At 72.2% G+C, this 12,028-nt stretch carries 12 protein-coding genes; 11 read left to right on the top strand and 1 reads right to left on the bottom strand.

All coding sequences use genetic code 11. From position 1 onward, the window contains the following. Positions 1 to 144: 144 nt before the first annotated feature. Positions 145 to 420 (top strand): hypothetical protein, encoded by a 276-nt coding sequence (locus ACIBEF_RS21030; RefSeq protein WP_396794898.1) that lies wholly within the window; start codon positions 145 to 147, stop codon positions 418 to 420. A 348-nt stretch (positions 421 to 768) separates the two neighbouring features. On the opposite strand, the gene ACIBEF_RS21025 is transcribed toward ACIBEF_RS21030, so the two are convergent. Continuing rightward, a complete protein-coding gene (locus tag ACIBEF_RS21025) occupies positions 769 to 1,593 on the bottom strand; it encodes a hypothetical protein (RefSeq protein WP_396794897.1) in 825 nt (274 codons plus the stop codon). A 222-nt stretch (positions 1,594 to 1,815) separates the two neighbouring features. Here ACIBEF_RS21025 and ACIBEF_RS21020 point away from each other — a divergent pair, with 222 nt between their 5' ends. The 10 genes from ACIBEF_RS21020 to ACIBEF_RS20975 all read left to right on the top strand — a co-directional run bounded on the left by ACIBEF_RS21020 (position 1,816) and on the right by ACIBEF_RS20975 (position 12,028). Beyond that, positions 1,816 to 2,841, top strand: coding sequence for an iron-containing redox enzyme family protein (locus tag ACIBEF_RS21020; protein WP_396794896.1), 1,026 nt, complete (start codon positions 1,816 to 1,818; stop codon positions 2,839 to 2,841). Between the two features lie 81 nt (positions 2,842 to 2,922). After that, a complete protein-coding gene (locus ACIBEF_RS21015) occupies positions 2,923 to 3,888 on the top strand; it encodes an EamA family transporter (protein ID WP_396794895.1) in 966 nt (321 codons plus the stop codon). A 72-nt stretch (positions 3,889 to 3,960) separates the two neighbouring features. Next, the gene (locus ACIBEF_RS21010; RefSeq protein WP_355008489.1) at positions 3,961 to 4,224 is read left to right on the top strand and encodes an acyl carrier protein; all 264 of its coding nucleotides are present in this window, start codon (positions 3,961 to 3,963) and stop codon (positions 4,222 to 4,224) included. Further along, the gene (locus tag ACIBEF_RS21005) at positions 4,221 to 5,840 is read left to right on the top strand and encodes an amino acid adenylation domain-containing protein (protein WP_396794894.1); all 1,620 of its coding nucleotides are present in this window, start codon (positions 4,221 to 4,223) and stop codon (positions 5,838 to 5,840) included. Before ACIBEF_RS21010 ends, ACIBEF_RS21005 begins: the two co-directional genes overlap by 4 nt. After that, positions 5,837 to 7,021 (top strand): acyl-CoA dehydrogenase family protein, encoded by a 1,185-nt coding sequence (locus tag ACIBEF_RS21000; RefSeq protein ID WP_396794893.1) that lies wholly within the window; start codon positions 5,837 to 5,839, stop codon positions 7,019 to 7,021. Before ACIBEF_RS21005 ends, ACIBEF_RS21000 begins: the two co-directional genes overlap by 4 nt. Beyond that, positions 7,018 to 8,178 (top strand): acyl-CoA dehydrogenase family protein, encoded by a 1,161-nt coding sequence (locus ACIBEF_RS20995; RefSeq protein ID WP_396794892.1) that lies wholly within the window; start codon positions 7,018 to 7,020, stop codon positions 8,176 to 8,178. The genes ACIBEF_RS21000 and ACIBEF_RS20995 overlap by 4 nt, the downstream gene beginning before the upstream one ends. Positions 8,179 to 8,182: 4 nt before the next feature. Then, complete coding sequence (locus tag ACIBEF_RS20990; protein ID WP_396794891.1) at positions 8,183 to 8,995, top strand: methyltransferase domain-containing protein; 813 nt, start codon at positions 8,183 to 8,185, stop codon at positions 8,993 to 8,995. After that, entirely contained in the window at positions 8,992 to 10,191 is a 1,200-nt protein-coding gene (locus ACIBEF_RS20985; protein WP_396794890.1) for a cytochrome P450, read from the top strand. Before ACIBEF_RS20990 ends, ACIBEF_RS20985 begins: the two co-directional genes overlap by 4 nt. After that, positions 10,188 to 11,294, top strand: a complete 1,107-nt coding sequence (locus ACIBEF_RS20980; RefSeq protein ID WP_396794889.1) for a hypothetical protein — start codon at positions 10,188 to 10,190, stop codon at positions 11,292 to 11,294. Before ACIBEF_RS20985 ends, ACIBEF_RS20980 begins: the two co-directional genes overlap by 4 nt. Beyond that, positions 11,291 to 12,028, top strand: a complete 738-nt coding sequence (locus ACIBEF_RS20975) for a thioesterase II family protein (RefSeq protein WP_396794888.1) — start codon at positions 11,291 to 11,293, stop codon at positions 12,026 to 12,028. The genes ACIBEF_RS20980 and ACIBEF_RS20975 overlap by 4 nt, the downstream gene beginning before the upstream one ends.

Here is a 12,028-nt window from a genome sequence, read left to right as displayed (position 1 = left end):
GATGATGTGTCCACAACGCACAGACGATCACGCGGTGGCCGCCTCGCATCCACCCCGCCCCACCAACAAGATCTCAAACGGCGGCTGCCGTACTAGTCTTGCTGTGTCAACGGGGCTGCCCGGGAGTCGCTTGACGGAGGCATCGTGATGGGGCGTGTCATGCTCGGGCTCATATGGGCAATGCTCTTTATCGTGATCGGAGTGGCCCTCGCGGGCGATTATCGCGGCATTGCGACTAAGCATATAGAGCTGTCGATGCGGTTCGTTCGTCCTGTTAGTCCCTTCCGCGGGGACGACGACCAACTCGCGCGACGCCGCGCTTTCTTCATTGTGTCCGACAGGCTCTTTGGCGTGATGGTGACATTGGCCGGCGTGGGGATGCTAATTACCGTCGCACACTCGCTGCTCAACGGGCTCTAATAGCTCACAAGGTGTTGCCCCGGCGCACGCGTGGCGAGCGACCCATGAGGACCTTGTGAGGCAGGGGCCGTCCTGGGTGACTGACCGAGGGGCGATTCGTCCGGACGCCAGCGGACAAGCGCGGACGTTGGAGGACCGTGCCCCGAGTCAAGGCCACGGGCAAGCAGCTCACGTGGCCGTGCTGGTTGCCTGGACATCAAGCATCGTCGTCTCGGCTCCGGCCGTCCGACAGCGGCAGGCTCTGACCTGCGGAAACCCTCTTTCGTTTCACAGTGGTTTGTCGAAGTGCGGACCGTGCGCTGCCGAGGTGAGTGCCGTCTTATTGCAGCTTAGGAAAGATGCTCTGGGTCACCCGTGGCCGAGTTTCTGCCAGCCGGGCCATCGCCAACTGTCGACCTCGGGCCAGGTTGTCACGAGCCCGGCGGAGAGCGCGCCACCGAATGCCACGGTCCCCTCATGGGATGCGTAGGCGATCCAGTCGTGATGATCGTCGCTCCAGAGACCCTCGGGCCCGGTGTACCTGGGGGCGAAGATCTCGACATCCAGCAGGTAATCGGCGCCATACTCGCGCAGCTCGATCACCCGGGGTCGGCTCAGCTCTCGCAGCACTCGTCGGACCTGATCGACGCTGTCGTCCTCCCACATCGATTCTTCGGTCAGTACCAGCACGTCCTGCGGAACCGAACTACTCAACAACGGGTGCCAACAGCCGTTCTGCACACCCCATCGCTGCTGCAGCGATGTGCGCCAGGCTGATGATTCCTCGGGCGTCAGCACGCGGCGATACGGGACCGGGTCGGCGCGGAGGTCGCGCTCCGCCCTCCAACGCTGCACGTGTGCGGCGAACAGTCGGCGTTCATCGGCGATGGCCTGTGCCTGGATCTCGTCGTGCGGTGGCCTGGTGAACGGGGACTCGGCATTCTCGGCAGCTGCGAGCAGCGTGGAGGCCACTGCGTCGACGCCCGGCAGCCGGTCCGGATCGAGCCGCTCAACGTCGATGAGTATGGCGTCCACGACGTTGTAACGGGGGAAGATCCGCTTCGCTTCGGTGGTGTAGTGGTACCCATCGGCTCGGCGGGCATCGTTGGGCAGCTGGCGGTACTCCCGCTGAAGCTCCTCGTATCGCGCCGTCAGATAGCGGCGCGACGCCCAGTGCAGCCTTCTGGAATCCACGCGAGCATTCTCTCCGATCACTCCATGGCACCAAATTCGCCGATAGCCGCCTCGACCCCCACCCCGCAGGGTCCCGCCCGCGAGAAATCCACGCCGGAGGGGGCTGACCGCCCGCGCGGCGCGTCGCGTGCCCTCTGACCTGCGAATACAGAAAAATCAGCGAAGCCGTGCAGACGGCGGGGGAATGCTTCGGGTTATACCGACTGCAAGGAGCGCACCCGGATGCCCGCCACGCTGAGCACCACTCCCACGGCGTTCGTCACCGATCTGGTGAGCCGCTTCGCCTTGTCCGAGGAAGACTTCGACCGTGCGTACGCCGAGCAGGACGCCTACGCCGAACTGCTCGAGAACGTCACCCGGCTGGGTACCGCGGCGTCCGCCGGGGACGCCGACGCCCAGTTCGCTCAGCAGTACCTGCTGGCGAAGATCTACGGCCTGCACACCCAGTTGGGGACGGAATCGACAGCCGAGGCGTCCACCGTTCTGCACGCGGTGACGCGGCAGCTGGAGCGGGACACCGCGCGGGACGAGGACAGCTGGATCGACGAGAGCATCTACGCCTCGATTCCGGACGACCCGGAGCGGTTCGTGCCGTGGCTCAAGAACATGACGCGGGAGCACCGGGTGTTCAAGCACCCCTATTACCACTCCTTTCTGCGCGAGCGGGCCACCCCGGAGGATTTCCGCAGCTTCGTGTTGCAGGAGTCGTCGGTGGACGCCCGGTTCGACGACCTGCTGGCCATGATGCAGGTCGGGTCGGACGGTGAGACCAAGATGGAGATCGCCAAGAACTTCTGGGACGAGATGGGCAACGGCGACCCCGCGATGGTCCACACCACGCTGTTCGGCCGGATCATCGCCCACTTCGGCATCACCGACGGCGAGCTCAAGGAGAGCCTGTCGACGGAGGCGCTGCTCGGCGGGAACCTACCGGTGCTGATCTGCCGGTACCGGAACCTGTTCGGTGAGGCCGTCGGCCACCTCGCCGTTGCGGAGTGGCTGGCGCCGGACCGGTTCTCCCAGGTGCTGCACGGCTGGGAGCGCCTCGGGCTCCCCGCCGACGGCATCACGTACCACCGGCTGCACATCGGCATCGACGCCCACCACGCGAGCGCGTGGTTCGCCCACGTCGTCAAGCCGATGGCGGCCGAGCCGCAGACCCGCCGGGCCATGGCACGCGGTGCGCTGTGGAGGCTGAACTCCTCCTGCCGGTACCTCGACCGCATCCTCGCCCAGAACCCGGCCTAGCGCGTGCGTCGACGCCCCTGGCCGGACCGCCGCCCGGACTCCGCCTCGGCGCGACCGGGGACGTCGACACCCGCCCTGACGATGGACCGGCCGACTGCCGATCGGTGGCGTATCGCCGCGGCGCTGCTCGCGGTGTGGCTGCTCTGGGGTTCGACCTTCCTCGGTATCCGAGTGGTCGTCCAGGAGGTGCCGCCCCTGTTCGCTGCCGGGGTCCGCTTCTCCGCGGCGGGGGCGCTGCTGCTCGGCGGGCTGTGCTGGCACTGGCGCCGGCGCGGCCAGCCGGGACTGGCGGTGCGGTTGCGCGGGCACACCGGGCGGCTGACCCTGCTCGGGCTCATGCACTTCCTCGGCGCGAACGGGCTGGTCAGTGTCGCCTCCGAGGATCTGCCGTCGGCGGCAGCCGGCACCTACTTCGCCACCGTACCCATCTGGGTGCTGGTGATGGGGGGCCGGCCGAGGGGGCGGGACCTGGGCGCGGCCACGGTCGGACTGGCCGGCGTGGCGATCCTTCTCGGTTTCCAGCCGGGCCCGCTGCTGCCCTCGCTGCTCGTGCTGGCCGCGGCGTTGACGTGGGCCGTGGCGGGGCGGATCGCCGCCGCCTCGGCCGGGCGCGGCACAGACGCCGACATCGTGCCGGGCGCCGCCCTGTCCAGCGCGGTGCAGATGCTCGGTGGCGGCCTGGCGCTGCTGGTCGTCTCCGGGCTCGCCGGGGAGTGGGGCCGGCTGGACGTCGGCCACCTGCACCCCACCGTGTGGTTGGCGCAGCTGCACCTCGTGCTGCTCGGGTCGCTGGTGGGTTTCCTTGCGTACACGTGGCTCGTCACCCGGGTGGACCAGCGGCTGGCCAGCACCTACTCGTACGTCAACCCGCTCGTGGCGGTGGCGCTGGGAGCGCTGGTCCTCGGTGAGGACCTGACCTCGGCCACCGTGGTGGGCACCGCCTGCCTGGTCGCGGCGGTGGCCTGGACGGTGCGGTCCGCCGCCCGGCCGGCCGCCCCGCACACCGACGATGTCCCGACCGCGCCGGCCGTCCCGGCCAGCCGGTAACCGCACCCGACGCACGGGTAAGGCCGCGCCCGGTCGTACCCGTGTCACCCGAGACCGTTCAGGAGTCAGCCGATGACCCGTCCCACCGCCGAGAGCGTCCGCGACCGCCTCGCTGACACCCTCGCCACCATCAAGAAGCGCGACGTCTCCGCCGAGCTGGCCGCGGACGACAACTTCATGCGCGCGCTCAACCTGGACTCACTCGACGCTGTGGAGCTCACCGTCCGGCTCGGCAGCGAGTACGGCATCGAGTTCGGGGAGGAGATCGAGGACCTCGACGCGTTGGAGAGCCTCTCGACGTTGGTCGCCCTCGTCGAGCGGCGTGCGACCCGATGACCATGCTCGTCGAGCCCTCGACGCCGCCGGCCGGCGCGCCGACACCGGCCGGCTGGTCCCTCATGGCGGCGCTCGCCGCGCACGCCGCCACCGGGCCGGACCTGCCCGCGCTCACCGGACCGGACGCGACGCTCACCCGCGCCGAGCTGTGGCAGCGGGTGCTGCGGGTCGCTGCGGGTCTGCGCAGCCGCGGGGTGCGCCGCGGTGACCTGGTCGCCGTCCACGGCGAGAAGACCGCCGCCACGGTGACGGCGCTGCTGGGTGCGGTCGCCGCCGGTGCCGCCTACCTGCCGATCGACCCCTCGGCGCCCGCAGACCGGCGGCGCGCGTTGCTGCTGGACTGCGGCAGCCCACGCCTGCTGGCCCGCCGCGCGGCGGTGGCCCGGCTGGTCGACCAGGAGCTGCCCGTGCCGGTGGTGGCGGTGGAGGACCTCGGCACCGAGGCGGACGTGCACCTCGACGGCCTGCCGGTGGCCACCGCGCCGGAGGACGGGGTCTATGTGCTGTACACCTCCGGCAGCACCGGACGACCGAAGGGCGTCCGGATCCCGCACAGCGCGCTGGAGGCGTTCTTCGCCGCGGTCGACCCGGTGCTCGGCATCACCGATCGGGCACGCTGCCTGAACACGACAGCCCTGCACTTCGACGGTTCGGTGGCGGACCTGCTGTTGCCGCTGCTCAAGGGGGCGCACGTGCGGCTCGGCCCGGCGTTCGTCGTGCCGGCTCGGGTGCTGGACCTCATCGAACGGGACCGGATCACCCACTTCACCGCGGTGGTCTCCACGTTGACGCTGCTGGCCCGGACGGAGCCCGGGTTGTCCGGGCGTGACCTGAGCGCGTTGCGTCGGATCCTCACCGGCGCGGAGGTGCTGAACCCGGCCACCGTCCAGGACTGGCTGCACGCGGCCCCGAATCTTGTGGTGGTCAACGGCTACGGGCCGACCGAGGCGACGTGCGGGGTGACCTTCCACCCGATCGCCGAGCGGGAACCGGGCCGCACCGAGGCGTACCCCATCGGGCCCCCACTGCCGGGGGTGACGATCCGTTTCCGGGACGCCGACGGCCGGATCACCACGGACGGCCCGGGTGAGATCGCCATCGCCGGAACGCAGCTGATGAGCGGGTACCTGGACCGCCCGACGGAGGAGGCGGCGGTCTTCCTCGACCACGAGGGGACGCGCTTCTACCTCACCGGCGACATCGGCGAACGCGGCGCGGACGGGGCGCTGCGCTTCGCGGGCAGGCGCGACGACGAGGTGAAGATCAAGGGCTACCGGATCAACCTCAACGAGGTACGCCGCGCCGTGGAGACGCACCCGGCCGTCGGCAGCGCGTTCGTGGCGGCCGTCCCGGATCCGCGCGACGGGCTGTCGCTGGCGTGCGCCGTGGTGCTGCGCGCCCACGCGACCGTCGACCAGCCGGATGCCGGCCCGGCCGCCGCCCTGCTGCCACTGCCCGGGGACACGGTGGACGCCCTGCTCAGGCACGTGGGCGACCTCCTGCCCCGATACATGGTGCCGCGGGAGCTGTACCGGCTGCCGTCCGTGCCGGTGCTGTCCACCGGCAAACCGGACCGCGCCCGCATCGCCGCGCTGCTGCTCGGCGAGGCACCGTGAAAACCGCGGCCCTCACCGTCGCGGCCCGCACCGGCTGGTTCACGCCCGCCGAGGAGGAGCTGCGGGCCCGCCTCACCGAGCACCTCGCGGCCACCGTCGTACCCATGGTCGACGCCTGGGAGCGGCGCGGCGCGGTCCCCCTGCGCGAGGTCCTGACCGGCTTGGCCGCGCGAGGCTGGCTCGGCATGCGGTTCGCCGTCGACCAGGGCGGCGCCGGCGGCACCGCCTGGGAGCACGTGGTCCTCGCCGAATGCCTCGGCGCGCTGTTGTTCGACAGCGTGGGCATGGGGGTGACGGTCCACAACGACATGGTCGCGCCCATGCTGGCCGAGGCCGGCGGGCCGGAGGCCGTCGAGCGTTTCCTGCGCCCGGCCCTGGCGGGGCGCTGCCTGCTCGGGCACGCGGTCTCCGAGCCGGGCGCCGGCGCCGACGTGGCCGCCGTCGCCACCACGGCCACCCCCGAGCCGGGCGGGTACCGGCTGACCGGCGCCAAAAGGTGGGTCGTGGCCGGGCTCACCGCGGACGCCTTCGCGGTACTGGCCCGGCTGCCCGAGGCTCGTGGGACCTTCGGTCACGTCCTGCTGATGGTGCCGGCCGACGCCCCGGGCGTGAGCAGGGAACCGGCGGACGCCACGCTCGGGCTGCGGACCGCCGGCGTCGCCGGGCAGCTCCGCTTCGACGGTGTGTTCGTGCCCGACGGGCACCGCCTCGGCGGGCACGGCCTCGGACTGGTCACCCAGCTGCGCCAGTTCGAACCGGAGCGCATCCTGTCCGCCTGCCGCGCGATCGCCATGGCGGACACCCTGCTGCTGCGAACCGCCGAGCGGCTGCGGGAGCGGCGGACCTTCGGCGTACCGATCGCCGACCGTCAGCAGCCCGCCGCGCAGCTGGCAGGCCTGCGCGCCGAGGTGGAGGCGGTTCGCCAGCTCGCGTACACCGGCATCGACCGGTGGGTGACCGGCGGTGCGGTGAACACCCTGTCCGCCGCGGTCAAGCTGCGCTCCAGCCGTCTCACCCGTGCGGTCGCCCGCACCTGCCTGCACCTGCACGGCGCCGAGGGGCAGCTCAGCACCCACCCGGCCAACCGCGCCTTCCGCGACACCCGGCTGTTGTCCATCTCCACCGGATCGGACGAGATGATGCTCACCGCCCTCGCCCGCCTGCGCGGGTGGCCCCAGTGACCCCCGCGTCGGTGCTCGCCTCGACCGTCGGGTCGCGTTGTCCGCAGGGCGCCGCCGACGCCGAATTCGCGACGCGGCTCGACGCCTTCACCGACCAGCACCGCGACGGTCTGCTCACCGCGGGCGTCTGGGAGTCGGCCGGCCCGCCCGTACGGGAGCTGCTGCGCGCCGTCGGCGAGGCCGGCCTGCTGCGCGACGCGTGGGCCGAGCGTGGCGGCGACCGCGCCGCCGCCCTGTGGCGTGCCGCCGCGTTGCACCGCGCGTTCGCCCGGGTCGGTAACGGCGCGCCGGGCGCGGCGCTGCTCACCCACCTGGAGGTGGCGACACGCCTGCTCGGCGTCCTGCCGACGACACCGGTGGGGCTGGTGACGGACGCCCTGGCCGGCTCGGCGACCAGTGCGCTGGCCGCCACCGAACCGGACGGCGGCAGCGACCTGACCGCCCTGCGGACCACGGTGGGCGCCGGGGCGGCCGGTGGGCTGACCGTGACCGGCACGAAGTGGTTCATCAGCAACGCCCCGTACGCCGACCACCTGCTCGTACTGGCCGACGACCGCGACGGGCACACCGGTCGGCGTGGGCCGGCACTCCTGCTGGTGCCCGCCGGGCCGGGCGTCGGGGTGAGCACCCTGGACGGCCTGGGACACACCGGCCTGACCGGTGCGGTGGTGCTCGACGCGGCCCCGGTCACGTCCGTGCTCGCCGTCGGCGGGCACGGACTGCTGGTGCTGATGCGCCACTGGATCCACGAACGGGTGATGCTCGCCGTCCGGATGGCCGCACTGGCCGAGTCGGTCCTGGACCACGCGGTCGCCGACGCCGGCCGGCGGATCACCTTCGGAGTTCCGCTGATCACCAACCAGCACGTCCGATTCACGCTCGCCCGGCTCGACGCCGCGATCCAGGAGGTGCAGGCGATGGCCGGGCAGAGCCTCCGGCTGCTCGCCGCGGGCGCCTGCCCCGGCGGCTGGGCGGCCGCCGTCAAGCACCGGGCCGCCGTAGTGCTGGCCGAGGTCGCCGACGAGGCGCTGCAACTCTCCGGTGCTGACGGCTACCGGCGCGGCCATCCGGCGGAACGGGCCCTGCGTGACGCGACCGGCCTGGCACTCGCCGGCGGCACCACCGAACTCATGCTCCAACAGATCGATCGAGGGTGACACGATGACACAGCACTCCGTCCACCAGTCCCGGCCCGACCCCGGGTGGGACGCCGACCGCTACGACCGTCAGTTCGGCTACGTGTCCGCGCTGGCCGGCGGCGTCGTCGAGCTGCTCGCCCCGGTGCCCGGCGAAACCGTCCTCGACCTGGGGTGCGGCACCGGCGAGCTGGCCGCCACGATCGCGGCTAGCGGCGCGCGGGTGATCGCGGTCGACGGCGACCCCGCCATGGTCGCCTCGGCCACCGCCCGGCTGGGATCGGACGTGCTGCTCGCGGACGGCCACGACTTCCTGATCGACGAGCAGGTCGACGCGGTGTTCTCCAACGCCGCGCTGCACTGGATGACCCGTCCGGCGGAGGTCGTCGTCGCCGTCCGTCGCGCGCTGCGCCCGGGTGGGCGTTTCGTCGCCGAACTCGGCGGTGCGCACAACGTGGCCGGGATCCTCGCCGCCGTCCGCGCCGCGCTGGCCGAGCAGGGCCTGACCGAGGGCGCGCGGATGCCCTGGTACTTCCCGAGCCCCGGGCAGTACGCCACCCTGCTGGAGGCGCACGGCTTCCAGGTGCTGCGGATGGACTACTTCGCCCGGCCCACCGAGTTGACCGACTGCCCGGATGGTGTCGCCGACTGGGTCGCCATGTTCGGCGCGGCCCTGATCGGCCATGTGCCGCCGCAGCGGCGCGACGCCGTCCTGGCGCGGATCAACGAGCTGGCCGCGCCGACGTTGCTGCGTGACGGCCGCTGGTACGCCGACTACCACCGGCTGCGTTTCGCCGCCGTGCGGGAGCCGGCCGACACGTCGGACGCGGCGCGGTGACCGCGCCCGCGCGCAACGGCGCCGACCGCGACTTCGGGACGCCCGCGTTTCAGCTCGACCCCTACCCCGTGTACGAGGCGCTGCGGGCGCAGGGCCAGCTCGTCCACTCGACGTCGCGCCGCACCTGGTTCGCCACGGACCACGCCGCCGCCGGTGCGGTGCTGCGGGACCGGCGTTCCAGTGTGGAGAGCCCGTTCCGGGCGACCCGGGTGCTGTTCGGTCGCACCGTGACCGACGTGGAGGGGGAGGAGCATGTCCGGCTGCGGGCGTTGACCAACCGGAGCTTCTCCGCGTCGGCCATCCCGGGGTACCTCGACGAACTCGTCCCGGCGGCGGTGCGCGGTGTGCTCGACGACCTGGACACGGCGGCCGGTGACGGCCCGGCCGACTACGTGACGGGCTTCGCGAACGCCGTACCGATCCGGGTGATGTCGCGCATCATCGGCCTGCGGCCGGCGGACGTGCCGCAGTTCCAGAGCTGCAGCGACGCGGTGATCGCCTTCATCGATTCGGCCGATCCGGTGCGCCGACGGGCCGCCGTCGCGGCGTGGGCACGCATGAGCGCCCTGTTGCACAGCCGGGTCGCCGAGCTGCGACCCGCACCGGACGACAGTGTCATCGGGCAGCTGCTGTCCTCCGCCGCGGAGGGCGCCGACGTCGACGACGACGAGATCGTCCGCCAGGTCGGGCTGCTCATCCCCGCCGCCATCGACACGAGCAACCGGTTGATCGCGAACGTGCTGCACACCCTGTGCTCGCGCCCGGAGCTGATGGCGCAGGTCGCCGCGGACGGCAACCTCGTCGAGGCGGTGGTGGACGAGACCCTGCGGTACGAGGCGCCGATCCACAGCACCATCCGCATCTGGGGCGGCGGGGAGCTTCTCGGCCAGGACATTCCGAAGGGCTCGTTGCTGACCGTCCTGCTCGGCTCGGCCAACCGTGACCCGGCGGTGTTCCCGGACCCGGACACGTTCGACCCGGGCCGGCCGGGAAACCAGCGCCTGCTCTCCTTCGGCGCCGGGCGCCACCAGTGCATGGGCCGCCGGATGGCCCTGGCAGAGGTGACCACCGCGCTGCGCCTGCTGCTCGAACGCCGCCCCGGCCTGCGCTTCGCCGACGTCACGCCGAGCCCCGTGCAGGGGCTCAGCTTCCGCTCACCCGCCACCCTCCGCCTCGCCTTCGGGAGACGCCCGTGACCACCACCGTCGACGGTCCCATCACCGACAGCCCGACGAGCGACGCCGTGACAGTGGCCTTCGAGCCCGAGCCCGTCGCCGTCGCCCACCCGACCCGCGACGTCCCCGGGGTGACCGCCCATCAGTCGGAGGTCACCGGCCGGCACTGGAACGCCGTGGAGAGCGTCTACTACGACTGCCACATCGTCAGCCTGACCCAGCTTCTGCCGCCTCGCCTGCTCGCGGCGTTCCTCCTGGTCGCCGGCGCCCCGACGGTGCGCGCCGAGTGGGGTGGCCTGTCCTGCCGGAACCTTCTCGACGGTGAGGAAGCCCGCGACGCCCTGTTGCTGGGGGAGTGGGGCGTGGAAAAGCACCACCTTCCCGTCGACGGTGACATCGAGGCGACGTTGCGCGCCGCCGTGCGCGACCACGGGCACTGCGTCGCCCGCGTCGACAGCTACTACCACGAGCACTTCGACGAGTACTACCTGCGCGAGCACCGCACCAACGGGCACAAGGTGACGGTCGTCGACTTCGACGAGAACTCGTACCTCGGCATCGACAACGTCGGCGTCCGTACCCTGGTGCTGCGCTTCGACAGGGCCCTGTTCGTCGAGGCGATCCGCTCCAACCTGTTCCACGTCTACGACAAGCACGACTCGCTCTACCGGCTGCACCTGGGCGAGCGGACCCAGACCGCCCTGACCGACGGGACGGTTCACCGCCGTGAACGGGCCGCCGTCGACGCCCTCCTCGCCGACCGGCGGACGCTGCCTCAGCAACTGTCCCGGTACCGCGACGCGTTCGTGCCGGCGCTCACCGCTCCCGGCCAGCGCCGGCACGCGCAACTGACCAACACGTACCACTCGGCGCTGATGATCGAGCGGGCGTACCTGGCGGTGGCGGAGGCGTACCGGCGAACCGGCGAACCGTGGACGGGGCTGGCCGGTGACGGCGAGCCGTTCATCGAAGGGCTCGCCGTCGCCACGAAGAGCTGGCGCGCGCTGAAGATGCTGTGTCGCACGGCGCTCAGCGGGGGGACCGTGGCCGACCGTACCCTGGTCACCGCCTTCGACCGGATGTACGCCGCCGAGCTCGCCGTCCCGGCGACCGCGACACGATGACCGTCGCGGCGAGCCGACTGTTCCTGCTGCCCCCCGCGGGTGGCTCGGCCGGAGTCTTCCGCGGTTGGGACGACCGACTCGGGGAGCTGCTGGGCGACGCCCTGTCGGTTGTCGCACCGGAGCTGCCGGGCCGTGGCGCGCGGATCGCCGAGCGGCCGCCGCCCGAGGTCGACGGCTACGTGCGGGACCTCGACCAGCGGTACGCGCCCACCCCTGGCGAACGCTGGGCCGTCGTCGGCCACAGCTTCGGCGCCCTGCTCGCCGCGTCCTGGGCGGCGGTCGCCCACCAGGCGGGCAGGGGCCCCGCCCTGGTCGTGGTCAGTGGTGCCGCCGCGCCGTGGCGGCACAGCACGGCAGCCCACCTCGACGGCACCGACGACGAGATCTGGGACCGGGTGGGTGCCCTCGGCGGTCTGCCGGCACAGATCCGGGCGACGCCGCTGGGCCGGCGGCTGGTCGAGCGGGCCCTCGTCGGCGACGTGCGGGCATCGGCCCGCTACCTGCCGGCCGGGCCGGCGCCGGTCGGCTGCCCCGTCCTGGCGGTTCGCGGCGCCGACGACCCGCTCGTCACCGACGAGCTGACGACCGCCTGGTCGGCCCTCACGACCGCCGCATTCACCTTCCGGGTCCTGCCCGGAGGCCACTTCTACCGCTGCGGCATGGAGGACCTGGTGCCGTTGCTCGCGGACGTCCTGTCCGCACCGACCCTGCCGGCTACCGCCGAACGAAGGTGA

Source organism: Micromonospora sp. NPDC050795 (assembly GCF_044456785.1).
Taxonomy (GTDB): domain Bacteria; phylum Actinomycetota; class Actinomycetes; order Mycobacteriales; family Micromonosporaceae; genus Micromonospora.
This window is presented reverse-complemented; position numbering and strand designations above follow the sequence as displayed.

Coding starts and splice junctions, on each gene's coding strand:
- ACIBEF_RS20975 (WP_396794888.1), top strand. CDS start 11,291: ATGACCGTCGCGGCGAGCCGACTGTTCCTGCTGCCCCCCGCGGGTGGC.
- ACIBEF_RS20990 (WP_396794891.1), top strand. CDS start 8,183: ATGACACAGCACTCCGTCCACCAGTCCCGGCCCGACCCCGGGTGGGAC.
- ACIBEF_RS21020 (WP_396794896.1), top strand. CDS start 1,816: ATGCCCGCCACGCTGAGCACCACTCCCACGGCGTTCGTCACCGATCTG.
- ACIBEF_RS21010 (WP_355008489.1), top strand. CDS start 3,961: ATGACCCGTCCCACCGCCGAGAGCGTCCGCGACCGCCTCGCTGACACC.
- ACIBEF_RS21005 (WP_396794894.1), top strand. CDS start 4,221: ATGACCATGCTCGTCGAGCCCTCGACGCCGCCGGCCGGCGCGCCGACA.
- ACIBEF_RS21015 (WP_396794895.1), top strand. CDS start 2,923: ATGGACCGGCCGACTGCCGATCGGTGGCGTATCGCCGCGGCGCTGCTC.